Raw genomic sequence first — 22,320 nt, 5'->3', positions numbered from 1 at the left:
CCGCCCTCGCCCGCCCTCACTCCTCGCGGCCTCCCTGCCCGGCGAGCTTTCCTTGCGGCTCCACCGCGCCCTTGTCCCCCACTCCCAGGGCGACCGTGGGCTCCTCCTCGTTCTTCGCCTCCTCGCATGGGGGGTGCGTGGGGGCCACGAGGTCGGGCTCCTCGTTGCTCGGGGCCTCCTGGCCCGCCTTGCGCCCCAGCGCCTCCTGGATCAGCCGGGCCAGGGCTTGCTGTCCCTGGGGATAGGGCGCGTGCGCTCCCGTCAGCCCGCATAGCTGCTCGCGCAACCGCTGCCCTCTCTGGGTGCGCTCCTCGCTCCGCCACTGGAGCAGGTCCATGATGGCGGCGTCCAGTTCCGGAGGCACGTCCGGACGGAAGGCCGAGGGCGGCCGGAGCGACGCGGGCGCGGTGGGTTTCAGCCGCTCGGAGACGTCCTCCCCCCTGAAGAGGCGCTGTCCCGTGAGGGCCTCGTGCAGCGTGACACCCAGCGCGAAGAGATCCGCGCGCCCGTCGAAGGCCTCGCCCCGGGCCTGCTCCGGCGCCAGGTAGCCCAGCTTGCCGCGCACCCGGTTGGTCTGGGTGATGCTGACATGGGTGGCCGCCCGCGCCACCCCGAAATCCCCCAGCTTCACCTCGCCAATGCGTGACAGGAGGATGTTGGGCGGATTGACGTCCCGGTGGACGAGCCGCAGCAGCACGCCGTTGCTCGAGGTGCGCCGATGCACGTAGTCGAGTGCCTCGCCCAGCTCGGCCCCGATGTACGCCACCACCGACGGCGGCAGGGGGCCGTGGAGCTTGAGCAGCTCGCGCAGGGACATGCCCTCGATGTGCTCCATGGCCATGAAGTAGGTGTCCGCGAAGCGGCCCACGTCCAACACCTGGATGATGTTGGGGTGGTTGAGCAGCGAGCCCAGCTCCGCCTCCCGGCGGAACAGCGTCACGAAGTCCTCGTCCTCGGCGTAGGCCGGGAGGATGCGTTTGACGGCCACGACCTTCTCGAAGCCACCCTCCGGGCTGTAGGTGGCGCGGAACACCTCGGCCATTCCCCCCACCCCCAGCCGCTCGTGGAGGAAGTACTTGCCCAGCAGATCCTTGGCCCGGATGGCGTGCAGGGCCTCCTCGGCCTTGCGCGTGAGGTGGCCGGCCACCAGCGCCGCCATGCCGCCGGTGATGAAGTAGTAGACGGCGCGCTGCACCATGAGGGGCGGGGAGAACATCACCGGCACGGGCGGGGGCAGCCGGGGCAGGGCCACCAGGAAGTAGAGCAGCAGCATCTCCACCGCCACGAGGCACCCCGCGAAGAGCGCCAACCGCTTGGAGCGCAGCGCCGCGAGCACGATGAGCGTGCTCCAGAGCACGGCCGCGGGATTGGACAGCGCCTGCTCGGCATCCGCGAAGACGATGTCGTAGGCGAAGAGCCACACGCCGGCACCGGTCTCCAGGCAGACGTTGAACCACCGGATGGCGGGGTGGAACCACCCGCGCCGCACCACCAGGGACACCCCCCCGAAATATACACCGTAGACCGCGCAGCTGCCGATGATGGCGAAGGCCCGGGGCCACCCCAGCTGCGGGCCCAGGCCCACCGCGCACAGCAGGAAGAAGAAGGCCACCCCACTGTTGAACCAGGTCACGGAGGCTTCCCGGGCGGCGGCGTCCGCCCGGAGGTGCTCGGCGAGCAACTGGGTGCCAACCGGAGCCAGGGTGTCTGAACGAGGGGGTTGGGGCATACGCGCCTCCCATTCTCCGAGAGCTGGGACGGCAAGGCGAGTCCGCGACACGACCTCCCAGCGCCATCCCTCCTGATGGGTGACGCTACTCCCAGGAGACGTCGTACACGAAGCGGGTGGCGCGCGGGCCGGGCTCGTGCAACTCCACCCTCCCCTTGCGGTTGCAGCGGCGCAGGAACATCTCGAAGGCACCCGCGAGCGCCTGCGCGAAGGTCCCCTCGAGCAGCAACAGGGGCGGCACGTCCTCCAGCCTCATCTCCACCCGGCCTCCCTCGGTCGACTCCCGGAGGGGCTGGTACACCAGCCGCCCACTGTCTCGGAATGCCTGCTCCCACGCGTAGGTGGACCACTTGAGCAGCGCCTGGGGTGTCAGGCCGAAGAGCCGCACCGCGCCGTCGAAGAAGGTCTGCAGCAGCGGGTAGGCCGCCATGCGCTCCGACTGCTCGGAGAGGAACTGACGGAAGCCCGGAGTGCCCAACACCGCGTGGAGGGCCTCGGTGAGCTTCATGCTCTCTTCCATGGGCACCCACCCCATCCGCGGGGTGGATTCGATGAGCGCGAGCGTCTGCTCGGGCACCCGTGGCAACACCCGGCGCTGTTTGTCGGCCGGCAACGCCCGGGCCCCTTCGAGGATCATCCTGCAGACGAAGCCGCGGATGGCTGGCTGGAGGGACATGAGCCCTCATTGTGTCACACCGGCCGCCCGTTGCGATTTCGCGAGCGGAACGTGTCCCTGGACCCCGGCCCCCCTGATCCTCCCGGAACTTTCTCTCGAGAACAGCATGACGCGGCGCGCCCGCGACGGGACGCGACAGCCGGCGCCCGCTCCTGGCACTCTCGCGGGCCATGAGGAAGCCCGCCCACGTCGGAGAGCCGTCCGCGAGCAAGCCGCTCGAGCTGGTGACGATTCCCACCCCCCCGTCCGAGTCCCGCGTCCGCCGCGACGCGCGCTTCGCCGCCCCTGGCGAGAAGCGCAACCGCTATCACCTGCCCGAGTCGCTCGAGTCGCCCTCCCCCATCGGCTACCGCACGCGCGTCTCCCTCTCGCGCGAGGAGGCCGGCACGCTGCTCTCGCTGCTCTCGCTGCCGCGGCCGGCACGCTTCGTCCCGGGTCCTGCCCTCACCGAGCGCGAGCTCTTCGAGGAGTCTTCACTCGGAGTGCTCTCCGCACGGCAGTCCACCAACTACCGCGGCCAGCGCGAGGTGCTGCTCGGCCCCGCGGACTCAGAACGGGCGGCCTCCCTGCTCAAGCGCATTGGCCGCGGGGAGGCGCCCGTGCTCGACGGGGCCGCCTACACCCATGTCGTCCTCGCGCGCCCGTACCGCACGCCCTTCACCTTCCTGCTCACCTTCGTCGGGCACAGGCCCCTGACCAGCCTCGTCACCGTGCCGCTGCGCGCCTGGGCCAAGCGCTTCCGCCACGCGGACGACATCCCCACCATCGGCTACCTCAAGGAGCTGCACCTCGGCGTGCTCGCGGATGCGATGGAGCGCGCGACGGTGATCGCCTCGGCGGGCACCCGGCGTGCCCAGGTCTTCCTGGAGCCCTTCGATCTGCCGGCGGACGCGGCGGCCCTGCGCGAGCTGGAGGCCCTGGTGGGTCTCACCGCGGTGGAGCGGGCGGCGGGCTGGCGCATCTCGCTGGTGGCGCAGGTGGGCTACGTGCCCGAGCAGGAGCGCGTGCCCATGACACGCACCACGGCGCGCCGTCTGGGCGCGGCCCTGCTCGCCCTGCGCAGCGAGCGCATCCAACCCGGCGTCAACGCCGAGCCGAGCGCCCCCACTGCCTACCAGGCGCGCCAGCCCATGGACGTCCCGGAGGAGCTGACGGTGCAGGCGGGCCGCGCGGCCTACAATGCCTTCGCCCAGTTCACCGGCCTGTCCCGGGAGCGCGCCAAGGAGCTGGTGCTTCTCGAGCGCATCGACGTGCTCACGCCCCACGGCAAGGAGCGGTTGCGCATGGTGCGCGAGGAGCTGGAGCAGGTCACCGACAAGATCATCGCCCGGCTGCCGCTGTGGGCGGACCTGGCGCTCGGGCGCGCGCTCTCGCGCAACAGCGCACGGGGGCGCAAGGCCTTCGCGATGGCGGGACAACGCATCTATGTCGGAGGGCTGTCTCGCCGCGAGGTCGAGCGGGCGGGGCTGTCCTTCGCCCACGCGGTGCGCGCCTTCGGCGCGGGGGCGGCGCGCAGCGCGCTGGTGGCCGAGGTGGCCGGCTCGACGGAGATTCCCGAGGGGTGTGATCTGCTCGGGGGCATCTGCCTGATGGCGGGGCCGGTGAACCAGAACGACATCGGCAAGCAGTTCTTCGGCATCAAGGACCTGCTCGAGCACGCCTTCGCCGGACGCGAGCCCACCAGCCTGCTGGTGTGGACGCTCAAGGCCAAGACGGTGGCCGATCCGATTGGCAACGAGCAGCAGCTGCTGGATCCCAGGCGAAAGGGAGCGCTGGTGGACCTGAGACCCGGGCCGCACGAGGTGGTGGCGGTGCGGCGGGGCACCCGGCTCGAGCCCCTGCGTCAGCGCGGGGGACGGGTGAATACCGAGCGGGCGTTTGGCGACGTGGGCAACTTCGTGACGGACCCGGAGGGCCGCGAGATTCCTGGCAACCGGGGGGCCGTCTGGGACGCGGACCTGGGGGACGCGGCCGTGTGGCCGCCGCCGGGTCACTGACGTCCGGGGCTGGAGCCACATGAAAAAAGGGCCCGGGTGTGAACCCGGGCCCTTGGAGGGGACGACCCTCACCCCGACCCTCTCCCAGAGGGAGAGGGAGGAGGGGTTACTGCGCCGGAGCGGGCGCGGGCGCCGGCTGGGCCGCCGGAGCCGCGGGCTGCGCCGCGGGGGCCGCCGCCGTGCCACCCGACATCGCCCGCCGCACCGTCGCGATACGGCCACGGAACTGCGGGATGAACTCGCTGGCCGGGTGCTGCACCACGCCGTCATTGGCCATCTGCATCGCCTTCTCCAGCTGGTTCGTCTCCTGGAGGGACTGCGCCAGCAGCAGCATCGCGTAGTCGCGGTTCTTCGCCTTCCTGTCGCTCTCGATGAAGCGGGTCAGCAGCGGCACCGCCTGGTCGTGCTTCTTCTCCATGTTGTAGGCCACGCCCAGGAAGAACGACGTCTCCATGAGCTGCTCGGCCGGCGGGTTCATCGCCACGAAGCGCGACATCTCCTCGATGGTCGCCTTCATGTCGTTGCGGCGGAAGGCCGTCTTGCCCCGCTCGAACGCCGCGTCGCCAATCTCACGCCGCAGCTGCGTCGCCTTGTCGTTGAGCGCATGGCGCTCCAGCTGCGTCAGCTTCGAGGTGTCCAGCTTCACCAGCTCGTCCACGCCCTTGAGCCGCTCGTCGCCCGGCAGGTTCGTCATCAGCCGGTACACCTCGGCCGCCGCGCGCTGGGACGTCTGGATCGCCGCCGCTTCCGTGCGCTGCTTGTCCAGCTGCGACGTCAGCTCGGCCACCGTCTTCTCCAGCCGCTCGCGCTCGGCACCCGCCGTCGACGTCTTCGCCGAGCTCACCATCACCGCGCCCGCCACGCACAGCGCCGCGAAGATCGCGTACGCCACGCCCGAGGAGATCCACTGCCGCTTCTGGAGATCCTCGTGGCGCTTGCCAATGGCCTTCACTTCGGCGTGAAGGTTCTTGAGCAGGCTGTCCGTCTTGATCACGAGGTTGCGGGCCTCGATGACCTCCTTGCGGATCTCACTCAGTTCCTTGTTGCTTTGCTCCGGCTTCGTCTCAGCAGCAGCCATGGACATCTTCCTGTTGGGCCCGGAAATGATCTCGGCCTCTTCGCGCATCGTAGGGGCTCCCTCGGGCGGGTCTTTGATTTTTCACACCCGTCGTGTGTCGGCCCCAGGAACAGGCCCCTCACCCCGAGGAATTTCCGGTGCATCCCTCGAAGGCAGGGGGCCAGACAAGCGCCACCCTTCTAGGGAGGCGAGGAGAAAGGTCGATCCGGCTCGGGGGAGAACAGGTACGTCACCCCCAGCGCGAACCAGTTGCCGCCCGCGTTGTAGGACGCCAGGTCCTTGAAGGCCGCCTGGGTGTTGAAAGCGCTCTGGCCGCGGGCGAAGGCCAGGCGGTACTCGGCGGTGAGTCCCCAGTGCGAGGAGAAGCGGAAGGTGGCCCCCACGGAGCCTACCCAGGCCTGGGTGAGGACTTCCCTGCGTCCCACCCCCTCGGCCAGCGAGTAGGCGAGCGTGGGACCGCTCTGGATGCCGATGAAGGGCACCACGCCCTCGGGCGTCAGGAAGTCCAGCAGCGTCTGGAAGCGCACGCCCACCAGCGCGCCATAGGTGACGTTGGTGAGCGTGGGAGCCCCCGTCAGCCGCAGCTGCTCGCCGGTGGCGAAGAGATCGATCCCCAGCTCGATGAACTCCGAGGCCGCGTACGCGAAGGAGCCCGCCAGGAAGGGTCCACCCGGCGAGGAGCGGGCGGGATTCTCGAGCCCCCGGTAGTCGGGCAGCGCGTAGAAGCTGTCGTAGAAGGTGTCGTTGGAGGTCAACCGCCAACCGGCCTGGACGGAGATGCGGCCCACCCCGTCGAGCTGCATGGGCTCCTCCTGGGCTGAGGCGCTCGCGGTGGCGAGCAGGGCGGTGAGCAGGGCGAAACGGCGCATCGGTCAGGAGTCCTTCTTCAGGCGCAGCGCGACTTCGAGGAACGTGGTGCGGCGGCGCGACAGCGTGGCCAGCAGGCACCGCACCACGCACAAGGCCCCGAACTCCCGGCGGACCACGCCCAGGTTGGCCACCACGTCCCGCAGGGTGATCACGCCGCGCATGCGTTCTTCCTCGCGTCAGGGTGCTACAGGCAGGTCGCGCACCGTAGCAGCGGCGGTTGGAGGGTCAAATTTTCGGGCGGGCCCTGCTAGAACGGCGCCCATGTCCCAGGCCACCCCGCGCACCCTCTACCCTCCCCTCGAGCCCTACAACACCGGCCGGCTGCGCGTCTCCGCGCTGCACGAGGTGTACTTCGAGGAGTCCGGAAACCCGAAGGGCAAGCCGGTCGTCTTCGTCCACGGGGGCCCTGGCGGCGGCTCGGACCCCAAGCAGCGGCGCTTCTTCGACCCGGCGGCCTACCGCATCGTCCTGTTCGACCAGCGCGGCTGCGGCAAGAGCACGCCGCACGCCAGCGTGGAGGAGAACACCACCTGGCACCTGGTGGAGGACATGGAGACGCTGCGCCGCCACCTGGGCATCGAGCGGTGGCAGGTCTTCGGCGGCTCGTGGGGCAGCACGCTCGCGCTCGCCTATGCGCAGAAGCACCCGGAGCGCGTCACGGAGCTGGTGCTGCGCGGCATCTTCCTGCTGCGCAAGCAGGAGATTCACTGGTTCTACCAGCACGGCGCGCACGCCCTCTTCCCGGACGCCTGGGAGGACTACCTGGCCCCCATCCCTCCCGAGGAGCGGGGCGACCTGCTGAAGGCCTATCACCGGCGGCTGACGAGCGAGGACGCGCGGGTACGGCAGGAAGCGGCGCGCGCCTGGAGCATCTGGGAGGCCCGCACGAGCTACCTCCTCCCCAACCCGGCCACCGTCGCGCTCTACGGCGAGGACGCGTACTCGCTCGCCTTCGCGCGCATCGAGGCCCACTACTTCGTCCACGGCGCCTTCTTGCGGAGCGATACGCAGCTGCTGGACGACGTGCCGCGCATCCGCCACATCCCCGGGGTCATCGTGCAGGGCCGCTATGACATCCCCTGCCCCGTGGAGAGCGCCTGGGCCCTGCACAAGGCGTGGCCCGAGGCGGAGCTGAAGATCATCCCGGACGCGGGGCACTCCGCCTACGAGCCCGGCATCACCGCCGCGCTCGTGGAGGCCACGGACCGCTTCCGCCGCTGAGGCCAGTGGCCGTCAGGGCCTCGGGCCGGGGGGCCGCAGCGCGCGCCGCTCCAGCTCCAGCAGCGGCACCTCGAGCACCACCACGGTGCCGTGGATGCACGAGGGGTGGAAGTCCGCCGCGTCCAGCTCGCCGAGCAGCGCCCGGAGCTTGCCGTCGCTGAGCTGGCCCTCGGCGTGGCGCGCGGCGTGACAGGCGAGCACCCGGAGGGCCTCGGCCAGGGACGTCGCGTCGAGCGCCCCGCCGGGCGGAGGCAGCGCGCGGGCCAGGGCCTCCAGCAGCGCCCGGGCATCCGCGCCCACCAGCGAGGGGGGCAGCGCCTTGACGGCGAGCGTGGTGCCCCCGAAGGGCTCCACCTCCAGCCCCAACCGGGCGAGCGCCTCGCGCCCCTCCACCAGCGCCCGGGCCACCGGGACGGGCAGCTCCACCGTGGCGCCGAAGAGCGTGGGCACGGGAGGCTTCTCGTCCTCCAGGGCCTTCTGGAAGGTCATCAACCGCACCCGCTCCAGGGCGGCGTGCGCGTCCAGCACCACCAGGGTGCCACCGGGCCCCTCGCAGACGTGGAAGCGCTCCCCCAGCACGCCCATGGGCCGCAGCGCACCGAAGTAGCCCGGCGGCGGGGCCTCGTTGAGCTGGGGCTGGGCCTGGCCGAAGGCGGGCGTGCGTCCCGGTGGCAGCGGCGAGACGGGCGCGAAGGTGGAGCCGGCGGACCCGGACGACGAGGGCCCGGGGGCGAAGGGGAACTCCGCCGCGGACCCGGGTCCGGGGGCGTCCTGGGTGCCGGGCAGCGGCAGCGGCGCGCCCCACGTGGCCTCCTGCGCGCGGGTGAGGAAGCGCTCCACCGCCATGGCGTAGTGCGCGGCCTGCCGGGGCTGCTCGGGGGCGAGCCCGTCGCCCTTGCTGCCCAGCCAGGGCGCGGCTCGGAGCGCGCGGACGATGGCGGCGTTCACCGCGTCGCCCACGCCCCGGGCATCGGCGAAGCGCACCTCCAGCTTCTGCGGGTGCACGTTCACGTCCACCGCCCGAGGCTCCATGTCGATGAACAGCACCACCACCGGCTGGCGCCCGGCGGCGAGGAACTCCTGGAAGGCGCGCTGGATGGCGCTGTTGAGCCCCCGGTCCCGGATGTAGCGGCGGTTGACGAAGGTGTAGATGCCGCGAGCGTTGGGCAGCGTGTACTCGGGCGAGGCGATGTGTCCGGTGACGGTCACTCCCAGCCGCCGCTCCTCCACGGGCACCAGGTGCGGGTGCACCCCCGGTCCCAGCGCCGCGGCGATGCGCTCGCGCGGGTCTCCCGGGCTCGCCGGGCTGGTGAAGAGCTGCTGGCCCCCGTGCTCCACGAAGAAGGACACGTCCGGGTGCGCGAGCGCCAGCCGGATGACGGCCTCCTCCGCGTGCTGCAGCTCGGTGGACTCCCGGCGCATGAACTTGCGCCGCGCCGGCGTGTTGTAGAAGAGGTCCTCCACGGAGATGACCGTGCCCACCCGCGGCGGCGCCTCCTCCACGAGCGGCTCGCCGCCCCCCTCCACCACCACCCGCGTGCCCACCTGGGCGTCGGGCTCGGCGGTGTGCAGCGTGAAGCGCGACACGGACGCGATGGCCGGCAGCGCCTCGCCCCGGAAGCCCTTGGTGCTGATGGTGAACAGATCGTCCAGCTGGCGCAGCTTGCTGGTGGCATGGCGCGCCAGGCACATCCGCGCGTCCTCCGGCCCCATGCCGTGCCCGTCGTCCGAGATGGTGATGCGCCCGAGCCCCCCTCGCTCGAGGGCCACGCGCACGGTGCGGGAACCAGCGTCGATGGAATTCTCCACCAGTTCCTTCACGACGGAGGCGGGGCGCTCGACCACCTCGCCAGCGGCGATCTTGTTGATGAGGGTGTCGCTGAGAAGAGCGATACGTGCCATGGGAGGTCACATCATGCGCAGGACCCGCGGAGTTGGCCAGGAATCCTGACGCATCGCGGCTGACAACCGTGGGGGAACTGAGCTATCACGCCCTCTCCTTTATGGAAGCGACACAGGCGAGCAAGGGGGGGCTGCGCGTCGCGGTGACGGGCGCGGCCGGTGACCTGGGCCGGCTGCTGCTACCGCTGCTGGAGCGCGACCCCGACGTGGAGAGCATCCTGGTCCTCGACGTGGCCAAGCCCGCCGGAGACAAGGTGGACTTCCATCGTGTGGACCTCACGCGGCACGACGCGGAGAGCGAGCTGTCCGACGCGCTCGCCGAGCTGCCCGTGGACATCTTCTACCATCTGGCCTTCCTGTACGGGCCGGTGCGGGACGGCTCGCTGGCGCACGAGCTGGAGGTCATCGGCACCATGAGCGTGCTGAGCGCGGTGGGACGGGCGCGGGTGCCGCGGCTGATCGTCCCCTCGCTGACGGCGCTCTACGGGGCGCGAGGCCAGCACCCGGCCCTGCTGAGCGAGGACACGCCGCTCATGGGGTGCCCCGGCAGCCGCTTCGTCACGGACAAGGTCGAGGTGGAGAAGCAGGTGAGCGCCTTCCGCGAGCGCCACCCGGAGACGCGGGTGATCGTCCTGCGCTTCGCGCCGATGTTCGGCCCCCACGTGGACAACCCGGCGACGCGGATGCTGTCGCACCGGGTGGTGCCCACGCTGCTCGGGTACGATCCGCTCTGGCAGGCGCTGCACGAGGAGGACGCCGCGCGGGCGCTGTACCAGGCGCTGAGCGCCAACGCGGAGGGCGAGTTCAACATCGTGGGCCGAGGGGTGCTGCCGCTGTCGGCGCTCATCCGGCAGGCGGGCGCGCAACCGCTTCCCCTCCCCGGACCCTTCTACCGTGCGGCCCTGAAGACGATGACCTCGCTGGGGGGACCGGGGTTCCCCACGGCGCTGCTCGACTACATGCACTACGGCTGGGTCGCCGACGGCGAGCGGGCGGAAGAAGAGCTCGGCTTCATTCCCATGTTCCACGCCCGGGACGCCGTGGCGGCGATGCGGAGGAGTTGATCATGGCCAGCAAGGGAGTGCTCGGGAACGACCCGTTCCAGAGGGGCGCCGCACAGCGGCCCTCGGAGCCGAGGACGGGCGGCACGGCGCCCGCGCCGGAGCCGAAGAAGGCCCAGGCGGCGCCGCCGGCCGCGAAGAAGTCCGCGCCTCCGGCCAAGGCCGCGAAGAAGGCCCCCGCGCAGAAGGAGAAGCCCGTGGCCAGGGCCGCCGCGCCCAAGCCGGCCGCGCCGAAGTCGGCGCCCAAGCCCGCGGCGAGCGTCACGCACAAGCCGGTGGAGCAGAAGGCGGCGACGTCCAAGAGCACGGCGAACAAGGCGGCGGAGCCGAAACCCGTAGCCGCGTCCGCGACGGGTGCTCGCGCGAAGGCCGAGTCCGCGCCCGTGGAGTCGAAGCCGGCGCCCAGGTCCATGGCGAGCACTACGTCCGGACATGGGGAAGCGAAGCCGACGGCGGGCGCTCGCGAGAAGGCCGAGACCGCGCCCGCGGAGTCGAAGCCGACGCCCAGGCCCTCGGCGAGCGCCACGCCCGGACATGGGGAGCCGAAGCCGCCGGCAGGCGCTCGCGCGAAGAAGGCCACGCCGTTCAAGGAGAAAACCGCCGTCCCCGAGGCCGCGCCGTCCCGGGTGGAGGTGCGCACAAAGCCCGAGGCGGTCAGCGCCGCCGGGGCCGAAGTGGCGACTCCGGTCGCGCCGCAGGTGCCGCCGACTCCCGAGCCAGCACAGGCGAAGGCGCATGCAGGGGAACGGCCCGCCGTCGAGGAGCCGGCGGCTCCGCGCGAGCCCGAAGCCCCCGCCGTGCCATCCGAGTCCGAGGAATCGGAGGTGGCCGAGGAGTTGCTGGAGCGAGTGGCGGAGGCAATGACGGCCGCGGAGACGCTCCGGGAGTTGGAGGAGGCCATCGGCGAGGAGCTGCCCACCGGGACGGTCACCGTGCCCGGATTCGAGGACGCGGCGGCGAGGCCGGTGGCGGGAGTGGTAGCGGTGGAGGTGCTCGACGGGAGCCGGGACGAGTACGCGCCGAGCAGCGAGGCCGAAGCCGAGGTGGAGGCCCGTATCGAGGTGGAGGTGGAGGCCGCGCTGGCCCCTGCCCTGGCGGTCGCGAGAAGCCACACGGAGGTCTTCTTCACGGACGAGTCGCCGGGAGCCGAGCCGCGCCGGTTCGGAGACCGGTTCTCGGGGCTGATGTCGCTGGCCAAGGACGTGGCGTTCCAGGCGCTGGCGAGCGAGCGGTTCAGCAAGACGGTGAGCTCGGCACAGGGTCTGCTGGGAGCGGCGCTGACGGGGATCGGGTTGGGGATGGGGGGCGGAACGGCCATCGACGAGTACGGGAAGGACGCGGCGCTCGGCAACGTGCTGCAGCCGGTGCTGGACTTCCTGTACGAGCGCTACTGGAGGGTGTCGGTGCAGGGGGCGAGCCACGTGCCGGCGGGGCCGGTGCTGCTGGTGGCCAACCACTCGGGGGCGCTGCCCTTTGACGGGCCTATGCTGCAGCAGTCGCTGTCGAGGGAGCGGCCCGACCTGCAGGAGGCGCGCTGGCTTGCGGAGGACCAGGTCTTCCACGCGCCGATGCTGGGCACGCTGATGAACCGGTTGGGAGCGGTGCGGGCCTGCCCTGAGAACGCACTGAGGCTGCTGGACGAATTGCGCCCGGTCATCGTCTTCCCCGAGGGTATCCAGGGGTTGGGCAAGCCATTCGCGCAGCGCTACCAGCTCAAGCGCTTCGGCCGGGGCGGCTTCGTGAAGCTGGCGCTGCGCACGGGAGCACCCATCGTGCCTGTGGCCATCGTGGGGGCGGAGGAGACGGCACCGCTGTTCGGGAAGATTCCGGCCAGTTTCCTGGGGATTCCCTACCTGCCGCTGACGCCGCCGCCGCTGCCAGCCCGGTGGACCATCCGCTTCGGCGAGCCCATCGGCATGGGCGAGTTGCCGCCGGAGGCCGCCGACGACATGTCCCAGGTGCAGCGGCTCACCGAGCGCACCCGCGAGTCCATCCAGGGAATGCTGCAGGCCCTGCTCAAGGAGCGCCGTTCCGTCTTCGCGGGCTGAGCGCATCCATGCAGTCAATTGGGCGGTGAACGGGCCCCACCCTCACCGCCTTCCTGGTTCCGCGGTTTCCAGCGCTCGCATCCAGTCAGCCCAATGGACAGATGGGCTGACCGTCCGCACCCAATTGAAGCCCCGAGACCTTTGGTGGCCACGGGCTTCTCGAGGAGCACGCGAAGATCGCGCGCCAGGTCACCAAGCTTGTAACTCAAGAATCAAACCTGTTCTGGCCGTCGGACCTATTCAAGGTCCCGAAGAAGCTCAGTGGCCTTTGCATGACCAGCAACTGCCGCTGCACGAAAATATCGAGCCGCGCGCATCCGAGAGCACGGAACACCGAGTCCCTCCATGAACATCTGCCCCAGACTGAAGAGGGCACTCGCATTGCCTTGTTTCGCAGCCTGCCGATACCACCGAAATGCACTCACGTAATCCGGAGGGCCAACCATCCCATTGAGAAACACCCACCCCAAGGCGAGTTGAGCATCAACATCACCCAACTCCGCGGCCTGGGTATAAAGCGCCATGGCTCTCCTCAGGTTCTTCCGCACACCTCTTCCTTGCTCGTACGCCAATGCAAGATTGTACATTGCCACGGAGTTCCCCTCCCGAGCCGCCTTCCTGTGAAATCCAATGGCCTTCACCCAATCATCGGGCCTCCTGCTGGAAGAGAGCAGGTCCGCAAGATTCGCGAAAGCGGGCGAGAAGCCTCCTTTGGCGGCACGGCGGTACCATGACTCAGCAAGCCTTTTGTTTCTTCTGACCCCCTCCCCCACATCATAGAACAGGCCGAGATTGAAGGCGGCAACCTCATCACCATGGCTAGCGGCTTCTCTGAGCCACAGAAGCGCTTGCTTCACATCCCGCGCAACACCATCTCCATACGCGTAGTGAAGACCCACATTCGTCATGGCCTCCACTCTTCCAGCTCGCGCCGCTACCAGATATGCGTGAAAGACCGCCTTGGCGTTACGCCGTGGAGACCCTTCCAGCTTCCAAGCTCTGTCCATGGCAGACTCAGCCAGACTCTGCATTGAGCGCCCTGGCATCTCGTTCCCCCAGTCGACATCTCAACCCGAGCAAGAGTTCCACACATCTCTCCCGACCATTCAAACCCACCCCAATCCGTTCAAAGCGTATACCACACTGGTGAGCGTCGCGCCTCATCCAGTTCCAGTGCCCATGGCCAGTTCGTGCAGTTTGCACTCGGTATTTTCCGTATGGTCCGGTACACGAGCAGGCCCTCAATCAACGCGACTCGCTGAAAGCACCAACCCAAGGAGCACCACACAAGTCGCGGTAAGAGCTGCGGCCAGCGGCCCGGGAAGGCGTGACCACAAGCGCCGAACCAATGTGAAGACCACCGCGCCCGCGAGGGCTCCGAGAACGAGCCCCGGACCCGCTCCCCACGGCTCGCTCTGCCGCTCAGCCCATCGGAGCGCTTCATAGGCGAGCGAGCGCTCGCGATGGTAGGCTCCGACGAACGCTCCAGAAATGGCTCCGGGCAGCACTCCGTACACCACAGCTCTCAACCAACTGGTCATCATGGAAGGTATCTCAATGTCGACCATGCTGGCAAGACAGGACCCATGCCAGGATATCCTCTCCGGCATGGGTCCTGTTCAAGGTCTGATACCCATTGACTACTCGCTCAGATCAAAACCCCAGCCTGAGCGAGGGTGAACAACTACGTTGAAGCAAGCACCAGGGTGAACAATGGATCACCATCGTGACTCACGAGAATGAGTCGCCGACCTGCTGCAAGCACAGCATCCAGACCCAACACATCAGCGTCGAACTCACGTGCAACATCTCGCAGCTGAATTGCCTTCCGGCTGTTACACCGGTAATTCTTGAGGAGATGGATTGGCTCGTGTGACCCGCGGAGTACAAGACCGAGTAGCGCATCCCGCCGAAGCGCATCACGAATCACCCCCCCAAGTTCCGCTGTCTGACCTCCAGAGCAGTGGTGCGTATACTTGAGTTCATACTGCGACGAGGACGCTCGCTCGAAGATGACAATCCTCTCGATGTACCCATCATCCAAAGCGCTCCGCGCGAACTCTTCGACGAAGTGCCAGCCTGGATAGCGTGCCTCGGGATCAATTTCCCATTCCTCGAAATTTATGCAATCCAAGATCGCTCCCGACTATTCAAATCTACGCCACTTCGACCAAAAATTATACCACCACTGTCGTGCCTGGTATGGCAGATGCCACTTCATTAGCTCTTTGCTATACGGATACGGATCAAAATGAAAATGAGGCCCGCTCCGCCATTCACCATTATTTTTCCAGTGGCCAGTACGATCAAAGCGAAACCAATAATCGGAAATGTTCGAAGAGATGTTCGCGCAAACATCGCTCGCCTTGGAAGCTATAGGAGAAAACAACGGTACAAGCAAATCTGATGAGGCTAGAGGGAGCGAGAACCATGCAGCCGTGAACGTTCCGACCGCTACTTGTCCCGCCAGGAAATTACAACTCGCTTGATCTCCCGCCTGGCATGCCCGAGTTATCTGCATCTGAGCGTCCAGGTATCTATCAGTGCTCGCGCCATCGAATGGAAGCAGCCCGTCTGGATCCCAAAAACGAAGGGGATTGTTGAAGGCGTACGCATATGCAGGCATGAGTTGCCCACGTAGCATCACAGCCTTTGCAGCTTCCGGCTCCTGTAGCAACGGCTCCGGCTGCAAGTACATGCCGACGCCGGGGTCGTAGTAGCGTAAGCATCACGTTGGCGTGTCCTGCGGACAGCTGTGCCCAATCCGACCAGACACGCTCCTGCCCGGTTCTATCGTAAGGGCCCGCCAATCTCGTTCCGTTGTTTCCGTCGACCAGTTCGATGTAACCCACTCCCGTCGTGTCCAGCAGGTGGAAGAGCGTCCGCATCTTCACCGGCATCGACGCATCCGTGGGCTGCCGCAGTTCCGCCAGCGTAGAGGCGCTACCCGTAGTGTTGAGCGGGTGCTCCGTCTCCGCATTCAGCGCCACCCGGTTGAGCTGGCCGAAGGGATCGTAGTCCGCTGTCCCCGATCAACGGGAGAAAATGCGGCCTATGCCGTCCGGCATGAATCTGAAGCAAGAGATCGAGAATCCTCGGCTGCTCGACAGACATAAGCGAAACCCCATGGAATCTTGTTCACACCAACCCCACAACTTACGAGAGAAGTAGAGCAACTGCTGACGGGACAGGAGGTCGAGATGGCCCTCAATCAACGCGACTCGCTGAAAGCACCAACCCGAGGAGAGACACACAGCTCGCAGTGAGAGCCGAAGCTATCGCCCCAGGAAGGCGCAGCCACAATCGTCGAACCATCACGAAGACTACTGCTCCCGCGAGGGCTCCAAGAACAAGCCCCGGCCCTACGCCCCATGGCTCACTCTGACGATCAGCCCAGCGGAGCGCCTCATAAGAGAGAGTATGCTCGCGGTGGTAGGCGCCGACGAACGCTCCAGAGATGACTCCAGGCAGCACCCCACACATCAAAATCCTCAGCCAACTGGTCATCAGGGTGAGCGCCTTTCATGCATGCAGGACATACAAACAGAACGAGTTCCACGCTCACAGAATCAGAGCGCCCGCTATTCATTAGCCCAATCGAATTGACAATGTCGGAGCAGGGGGCCAGCCACGTGCTGGAAGAGCCACTGTGGCTGGTGACCGACCACTCTGGAGCATAACGCTTCGACGGGCCTATGCTACAGCAGTCGCTGATAAACCGGCTGGGCAAGGTAGCGCTCAGCGCCCGTTCGAAGGACATGACGATTCGACCAAGACGACTCGATCGTCATCAGTTTCTGCGACACCATCACGCCCCAACGAGCGAAGCGAGATACATCCTGCGTCTTCGCTCAGCACCAACACTCGCCCCCACTGGTCGCGTGGCACCGTTCCCTGCATGCAACCGGCACCAACACATCTGGGCGGCACCATTTCCTCTATGTTCCCAGGCCAAATGCCTTTCGCCCGCCGGAATTCAGCAACGGCCGAGGCTACCAGCCGCATCCTTTGATTCGCCTTCGCATCAAACCATTGCCCCTCTGACCACACAAATATTGCCATCAACAATATCGCGGAACCAACCACAACGAGCAAGATCCGACTGTGTGATATCAATCGCATGGGCATCCAGCTCCTCCGTGTTCGAGCGCAGGTGGCAACCCCCTGTATGCCGCGTCGCCGCAATGAGCTTCCGGCCGCTCGAAGCGCTCCTGGCTTTGGAATCGGTGCCCCAACCATGGGAACCTGTAGTGTCCCCCTTCATGAGCAATTGTTGATGCCATCACCTCCAATGGTAGATTCGGGTCAATGGCCATGAACTGAATCCTGCCCGCGAACATCGGCATTGGCGGTGCCATGCCGATTGCGCCGAGGTATCTCAATGTTGGATCGAGTAAAACAAACACGAGCTTGTTGTCCCATGGTCTTGACGAAAAACCTCCACCGGCGGTCAGCGCGCAGTTACATCTTCCGAACCCGTCATTGTTGACCATTGAAATAGCACTCTCCAGCATTGCAACCTTCGCTGACGGGAATAGTAGCCTTGTCATCGGGTGTACCACCAACTCCCGTCCATCAGGATCGGCAAAGGCAATGGGATTTCCAGCAGCGTAGCCGTAAGCTGGGGTGCCAAGCCCACTCTCTACCATGCTCAGCATATAGCCAGGGGAAGCCAACAACGGCTCAGGCTGCAGGTATCTTCCAACGCTCGGATCATAGTAGCGGTTCCAATTCTCAAACAGGTCTGTCTCCGCATCGTAGTACTGTCCTGGGAAGCGCAGCGGCGTCCAGAAGGGCTGTGCCCCCGTCTGGTAGCGCTGGTACTCGTACCCTTCCAGCACCACACCGGACGCGGAGGAAGCGCCAGCCGTGCCGTACCGGGCAAGTATCACGTTGGCGTGTCCTGTGGACGGCTGTGCCCAGTCCGACCATACAAGCCCCTGCCCGGTTCTATCGTAAGGGCCCGCCAGTCTCATTCCGTTGTTTCCGTCGACCAGCTCGACATAGCCCACCCCCTTCGTGTCCAGCAGGTGGAAGAGAGTCCGCATCTTCACCGTCACGGACGTACTCGTGGGCTGCCTCAGTTCCGCTAGCGTAGCGGCGCTCCCTGTGGTGTTGAGCGGGTGCTCCGTCTCCGCGTTCAGCGCCACCCGGTTGACCTGGCCAAAGGGATCGTAGTCCGCCGTCCCCGCAACACGGCCGCTTCCGTCCAGCATCAACACGGGCTTGCCGATGTGGTCCGTCACCGGGAAGTACACTCCACACGCCACGGCCTCACCGTTGCGCGAGCAGTCCTCCGAGGTGTCCGACAGCCGCGTCCACGTGTTGCTCAGCTTGCCGCGCACCATCGCCACCGGGCGCCCATCCAGCCACACGTAGTCGTCCTGCGTGTAGTGCGCCACCGACGGAGTGGTGCCGCTGCTCCCCCGGTCCACCAGCAACTGGTTCCCCACGTCGTGGAAGTACTCGTCCGAAGCTCCTCCCGGGTAGACCTTCGCCCGGCGACGCCCCTTCGCGTCGTAGTAGTAGTTGTAGAAGCCTCCATTCACATTCACCGCCCGGAAGACCGTCTCCGTGGCCACTCCCACCGATGGGCCGTACGCGAAGCTCATCACGTGCGTCGGCTGCCCATCCATCTTCCGGGCCCCCTCCTTCCGGGTCACGCGCCCATCCACATCATACGCCAGCGAGTACCCCAGGAGGCTCCCCGTCGTCGAAGAGTTCCAGCCCGTCAGTCTGTCCCCTCGAGGCGAGGCCGCGTAGCTCAGCGCGTAGGCAACGCCGTCGCTGCTCATGGAGGTGCGGTTGCCTCGGCCATCGTACCCGTAGGTACGTGAGTCGAAGGCACCACCCGTGGCGTCGAAGTTGCCCGCCGGCCGGCCCGCTCCCGTCAGCCGCAGCGTCCTGTCATAGCTGTACGTTTCCGTCTTCGGCGTCGTCTCTCCCAGCAGGCACGTGTCGGTACGCACCACCTGGTCCGCCTTCCACGTGTACGTGCGCTGGTAGATGTTCTTGTTCCCCCCGCCCTCCAGGGGCGAAGTGACGCGCAGGCTGCGCAGCCGGCCCGTCAGGTCCGAGCTCGCCGCGGACGGCATGGCCGTCGAGCAGCCCGCGGGCGCCACGGAGCCATCGTCTCCCAGCGCGTACTCCACCCTGCTCTGCGTGTTTGTCGTGGGATGGTTCATCGTGTAGCCACGCAGCCCGCCGTACGGCTCCCAGGTGACGTCGCTCAACAGCACGCTACCCGGCTTCCACTCCGTACCGTCATGCAGCGTCATCCCGACGGACACAACCCGGTCGGCGTTGCCGCCCGATCCATACACGTATGTCACCTTGCGGCCGTTCGGATACGTCACCGAGGCAAGATTGCCGTTAGGCGTATAACCGTAGGCCGTCGTCGGATTGGCGTTGGCCACGGCACCACAGACCGACGTGCCCGCCCTCACTCCGAACTCGAGAACGACGCGACCCTCATCGTCATACTGGTACCAGGTCTTCCCGAAGGAGTCTTCCCGGTAGCGCACCCGGCCCTTCGTATTCACCGTGCTCTTGCACCCGCCTGGAGTGTTTCCCCCGTCCTCGTCATAGCCCAGGCGGTACAGGACAGCGATCCCCACCGACGGCTGGGAGTAGTGGCGTTCCGCCGTCTTCAACCGGGAGAGCATGTCGTAGGTGAATGCGAGGTACTCGCCGGCCTGGCGCATGGCCTCCGTCTCCTTCACCACCGTGTTGCCCAGCGCATCGTACGCGTAGCGCACCGGGCCATCCGCGTGCGGCAGGGAGACCTCCACTACCTTGCCGAAATCATCGTACGTATACGTCGCGGCCGGCTGGCCGCAGGTGTCGAAGCTGTCCGTGGCCATGCATCCCGTCTTCACTCCAGACACGTTGCCCTGAGTGTCGTACTGGAACAGCGTGCGCTGGGCCACTCCCTCCGCCGGGTACTCGTCCACCTGCACCAGCCGGTTGGCTCTGTCATACGCCATCGAGGAGCACAGCTGCGACAGTGGCGTCCCGTTCAGTTCCGGGCTGACGCCCCGCCTCACTCCTCCACACCAGGCGGGCGGATCGTTGAAGGGCAGCCCCACGCCCGTCAGGTTGTCCGCTCCATCGAAGGACTTCGCCGAGCTGAAGCTCCCCGCCCCCTCGCCCCACTTCTGCCATGTGGGCCTGCGGTGCGCGTCCGCCGCGTACTTCAACACCCGCCGCGTCTCCACCGTCGTGCCCGTCCTCGACAGGTAGCGCTCCTCCTTCAGCGTCCCGTCCGGCCAATACGCATACACCACCTTCTCCGTCCACCCGGTGCCATCCATGAGCGTCGCCTTCGCCTTCCACTGCACCTTGTCCGTCAGCGTCCCTCCCCGACAGGTCTCTCCCGTCGTGCCCTTCCGGTAGCAGAACACCTCGGCACCCTCCGAGGGGTACCGCATGGCGGTCAGATGCTGGCCATCCGCGTAGTAGTAATAGGTACTCGGCTGGCCACCCACCTCCTTCTCGGTCAGCCGATCCTCCTCGTAGGTGAGGGTGGTCAACACCCCGTTCGGATCCGTCGTCTTCGTGACGTGCCCGCGCTTGTCGTACTCGCTGAACAGTGTCTTCAGCGGCTTCGTGGTGGTGCGGGTCGGATAGACCTCCACCATCGCCAGCCGGTTGCGCTCATTCACTCCCACCGTGCTGCTATTAGCGTGGTAGGAATATCGGGTCAGCGGGTAGTCGGGCAGCTCGCAATCCGTGGCGTCCTCGCGCGTGACGGTGCACGGTCCGTGGACTTCCATCGTCCGGCCCAGCAGGTCTGGCGTCGTCACCCCCAGGGACACATGCGAGGTGAAGGAGAACGTCCCCACGAGGCGGGGCTTCGTCGTCCAGGTGCCATCGCTGGCGCGTTCCCGGGTCCAGCCCGTCTCGATGACGGCCTTCCTCCGGTGGGTGCCAGTCTCGTACACGTTCAACGTGCGCCGGCGGGCTCCCGAGCCCCCCAACACGCTCCGCTCCTCGAGGGTCCGTGGCAACTGCTCTCCATTGGAACCGTAGGTATAGCTGAAGGTCTGCTCCTCCAGCGCTCCCGTACCGAGCATGTCCGAGGCGCCACGCTTCACGCTGGTCCGCTCCAGACGTGGCTGCGTGTCCGTGGGCAGCGAGTAGCCATACACCTCCCAGTTGTCCCGCTTGTCCTTGCGCGCCGCCTCATGGCCAGGCGTGCCGGCCGACGAGCACGCCCACTCCGTGCGCTCCGAGCCGGGGCTGCATGCCTCGCCAGGCGTGCAGGACTCCGTCGTCTGGTACAGGCGCGGGGCCATCTGCTGTCCATAGTTGGAGAGCGTCTCGTAGGTGGATGACAGAAAGGCCGAGCCTTCCGTTCCATCTCCTCGCCCCACCCCGTAGTCCGTCGCCTGTCTCACCTGGGGCTGCCTGCCGCAGCAGTTGGAGCCCGGCTGGCAACTGCCCACCGTCGGATCCCAGGAGATGGACACGGCATGCCCCTCCGCTTCCACCGACCCCACCCGCCTGTCCGCGCCGTAAGTGTGCCGGACGAGCTCCACCCCCGTCTGCGAGCGCCGGAACTCTCCCGACGTATACAGGTACTCGTCCAGCCGGTAGCGATACCGGGCGTTGGCGATACGCCCGGGCCGCTCGTCCCCATTGCCCGCATACGTGAACTGGACCTCGGGCTCTCCAACGCCCCCGTCCGTCACCGCACCGCCCAGGTTCACCGAGGTGATGACGCACTCGAGTGCCCCGTCCGCTCGCCTCAGCGCGCGGTAGCCGAGGCTGAACATGCGCCCCGCCGCCGTCCGCACGGATGACAGATAGGGCACTCCCGGGCTGCTCCCGGACGCCCCCTGGGGACAGCCCCCCACCGGCGGCACCGCATAGGAGAGCAACACCTGGTCCACCCCCGTCGAGGACACGACGCGCGAGAGGAAGTAGCGGTTGCGCCCACCCGGCGCTGCCACGAAGCGCCCCTCGAAGACGAGCCGGGACCCATCCGCCTGCACCAGTTCGTAGCCCGAGGCCGTCCGCCACAAGCGCTCATGGTGGCTGGGCGTCCCCTCCGTCAGGGAGGCCTGGCACGGAACCCCCGCGCAGGGAGTGAAGCGCAGCAGCCGTCCGTCCCTGTCCCGCACACTCCAGTGCTGCTGGTGCTCCACCACCAGGCTCAGCCAGTTGTGCCACCACTCCACCGAGCCCGCGTTGCCGGGGCTGGCCCCGAACGGCTTGGGCACTCCCACCAGCGGCGAGTCGTGCACCCACTCGTCCCCCCGCGAGCTGAAGGTCCTCTCGAAGCTCAGCGTCGCCACTTCATCGGAGAGTTCCACATCCGTGATCCGCTCGTAGCTCGTGCCCGTGACGATGTTGACCGGATCGTACAGGTTCGTGCCGTCGCACCTGCATTTCGGCCCGCTGCAGGAAGGCGGAGCCCCACCATCCGGCTCGACCGGCGCGCAATCCTCGTCCACCTCCCCGTCACAGTCGTTGTCCACGTCGTCCCCGCAGAGTTCCTCACCGCAGGACGAGCCTCCGTCGGTTCCTCCATCGCTCCCCACGACCCCACAGCCCTCGTCCACCAGCCCATTGCAGTTGTTGTCGACTTTGTCCCAACACATCTCCGGCGGGTATTCACAGTGCGTGCCCTCTCCCCTCAGCACCTCGGCCGAACCGCCGCCCAATGACAGCACCACGGCATTCCCAACGCATCTGCCGCCGCTACAAGCATTGCAGTCCGCATCGCGTCTACAC

Annotated in this window: 12 protein-coding genes; 4 read left to right on the top strand and 8 right to left on the bottom strand. The window is 67.2% G+C overall.

Annotated features, from left to right (window positions below; genetic code table 11):
* Positions 1 to 16: 16 nt before the first annotated feature.
* Both JRI60_RS23075 and JRI60_RS23070 read right to left on the bottom strand, forming a co-directional pair.
* Positions 17 to 1,729 carry a serine/threonine-protein kinase gene (locus JRI60_RS23075; RefSeq protein ID WP_204228002.1) on the bottom strand — a complete coding sequence of 571 codons (1,713 nt, stop codon included), beginning with the start codon at positions 1,727 to 1,729 and terminating at the stop codon, positions 17 to 19.
* An 85-nt stretch (positions 1,730 to 1,814) separates the two neighbouring features.
* On the bottom strand, positions 1,815 to 2,405 hold the full coding sequence (locus JRI60_RS23070) for a hypothetical protein (RefSeq protein WP_204228001.1): 591 nt from the start codon (positions 2,403 to 2,405) through the stop codon (positions 1,815 to 1,817).
* A 170-nt stretch (positions 2,406 to 2,575) separates the two neighbouring features.
* Between JRI60_RS23070 and JRI60_RS23065 the strand changes: the two genes are divergently transcribed.
* The gene (locus JRI60_RS23065; protein ID WP_204228000.1) at positions 2,576 to 4,402 is read left to right on the top strand and encodes a hypothetical protein; all 1,827 of its coding nucleotides are present in this window, start codon (positions 2,576 to 2,578) and stop codon (positions 4,400 to 4,402) included.
* Positions 4,403 to 4,508: 106 nt separating this feature from the next.
* On the opposite strand, the gene JRI60_RS23060 is transcribed toward JRI60_RS23065, so the two are convergent.
* From JRI60_RS23060 to JRI60_RS23050, 3 genes are all read right to left on the bottom strand, one after another.
* On the bottom strand, positions 4,509 to 5,480 hold the full coding sequence (locus JRI60_RS23060) for a tetratricopeptide repeat protein (protein WP_204227999.1): 972 nt from the start codon (positions 5,478 to 5,480) through the stop codon (positions 4,509 to 4,511).
* A gap of 179 nt (positions 5,481 to 5,659) precedes the next feature.
* On the bottom strand, positions 5,660 to 6,349 hold the full coding sequence (locus JRI60_RS23055; RefSeq protein WP_204227997.1) for a hypothetical protein: 690 nt from the start codon (positions 6,347 to 6,349) through the stop codon (positions 5,660 to 5,662).
* A gap of 3 nt (positions 6,350 to 6,352) precedes the next feature.
* Positions 6,353 to 6,511, bottom strand: coding sequence for a hypothetical protein (locus tag JRI60_RS23050; protein WP_204227995.1), 159 nt, complete (start codon positions 6,509 to 6,511; stop codon positions 6,353 to 6,355).
* Positions 6,512 to 6,611: 100 nt separating this feature from the next.
* On the opposite strand from JRI60_RS23050, the gene pip reads away from it, so the two are divergent.
* Complete coding sequence (pip, locus tag JRI60_RS23045; protein WP_204227993.1) at positions 6,612 to 7,571, top strand: prolyl aminopeptidase; 960 nt, start codon at positions 6,612 to 6,614, stop codon at positions 7,569 to 7,571.
* A gap of 12 nt (positions 7,572 to 7,583) precedes the next feature.
* Here pip and mutL read toward each other — a convergent pair whose 3' ends face one another.
* Complete coding sequence (mutL, locus tag JRI60_RS23040; protein ID WP_204227991.1) at positions 7,584 to 9,473, bottom strand: DNA mismatch repair endonuclease MutL; 1,890 nt, start codon at positions 9,471 to 9,473, stop codon at positions 7,584 to 7,586.
* Between the two features lie 101 nt (positions 9,474 to 9,574).
* On the opposite strand from mutL, the gene JRI60_RS23035 reads away from it, so the two are divergent.
* Together JRI60_RS23035 and JRI60_RS54570 are read left to right on the top strand one after the other, a co-directional pair.
* The gene (locus tag JRI60_RS23035; RefSeq protein ID WP_204227989.1) at positions 9,575 to 10,537 is read left to right on the top strand and encodes an NAD-dependent epimerase/dehydratase family protein; all 963 of its coding nucleotides are present in this window, start codon (positions 9,575 to 9,577) and stop codon (positions 10,535 to 10,537) included.
* A 2-nt stretch (positions 10,538 to 10,539) separates the two neighbouring features.
* Positions 10,540 to 12,582: a lysophospholipid acyltransferase family protein gene (locus tag JRI60_RS54570; RefSeq protein ID WP_204227987.1), complete on the top strand. Its 2,043-nt coding sequence runs from the start codon at positions 10,540 to 10,542 to the stop codon at positions 12,580 to 12,582.
* A 236-nt stretch (positions 12,583 to 12,818) separates the two neighbouring features.
* Here JRI60_RS54570 and JRI60_RS23025 read toward each other — a convergent pair whose 3' ends face one another.
* Together JRI60_RS23025 and JRI60_RS23020 are read right to left on the bottom strand one after the other, a co-directional pair.
* The gene (locus JRI60_RS23025; protein ID WP_239470676.1) at positions 12,819 to 13,490 is read right to left on the bottom strand and encodes a tetratricopeptide repeat protein; all 672 of its coding nucleotides are present in this window, start codon (positions 13,488 to 13,490) and stop codon (positions 12,819 to 12,821) included.
* Between the two features lie 3,204 nt (positions 13,491 to 16,694).
* Positions 16,695 to 22,262 carry an RHS repeat-associated core domain-containing protein gene (locus tag JRI60_RS23020; RefSeq protein WP_239470675.1) on the bottom strand — a complete coding sequence of 1,856 codons (5,568 nt, stop codon included), beginning with the start codon at positions 22,260 to 22,262 and terminating at the stop codon, positions 16,695 to 16,697.
* Positions 22,263 to 22,320 lie beyond the last annotated feature (58 nt).

Source organism: Archangium violaceum (assembly GCF_016887565.1).
Lineage (GTDB): Bacteria > Myxococcota > Myxococcia > Myxococcales > Myxococcaceae > Archangium > Archangium violaceum_B.
Note: the sequence above shows the minus strand (reverse complement) of the source record. Positions and strands in the feature narration are given on the sequence as shown.

Excerpts from the sequence above, each read along its gene's own strand:
- JRI60_RS23025 (WP_239470676.1), bottom strand. The coding sequence starts at position 13,490 with ATGACGAATGTGGGTCTTCACTACGCGTATGGAGATGGTGTTGCGCGG.
- JRI60_RS23055 (WP_204227997.1), bottom strand. The coding sequence starts at position 6,349 with ATGCGCCGTTTCGCCCTGCTCACCGCCCTGCTCGCCACCGCGAGCGCC.
- JRI60_RS54570 (WP_204227987.1), top strand. The coding sequence starts at position 10,540 with ATGGCCAGCAAGGGAGTGCTCGGGAACGACCCGTTCCAGAGGGGCGCC.
- JRI60_RS23065 (WP_204228000.1), top strand. The coding sequence starts at position 2,576 with ATGAGGAAGCCCGCCCACGTCGGAGAGCCGTCCGCGAGCAAGCCGCTC.
- JRI60_RS23075 (WP_204228002.1), bottom strand. The coding sequence starts at position 1,729 with ATGCCCCAACCCCCTCGTTCAGACACCCTGGCTCCGGTTGGCACCCAG.
- JRI60_RS23060 (WP_204227999.1), bottom strand. The coding sequence starts at position 5,480 with ATGGCTGCTGCTGAGACGAAGCCGGAGCAAAGCAACAAGGAACTGAGT.
- mutL (WP_204227991.1), bottom strand. The coding sequence starts at position 9,473 with ATGGCACGTATCGCTCTTCTCAGCGACACCCTCATCAACAAGATCGCC.
- JRI60_RS23050 (WP_204227995.1), bottom strand. The coding sequence starts at position 6,511 with ATGCGCGGCGTGATCACCCTGCGGGACGTGGTGGCCAACCTGGGCGTG.
- JRI60_RS23035 (WP_204227989.1), top strand. The coding sequence starts at position 9,575 with ATGGAAGCGACACAGGCGAGCAAGGGGGGGCTGCGCGTCGCGGTGACG.
- JRI60_RS23070 (WP_204228001.1), bottom strand. The coding sequence starts at position 2,405 with ATGTCCCTCCAGCCAGCCATCCGCGGCTTCGTCTGCAGGATGATCCTC.
- pip (WP_204227993.1), top strand. The coding sequence starts at position 6,612 with ATGTCCCAGGCCACCCCGCGCACCCTCTACCCTCCCCTCGAGCCCTAC.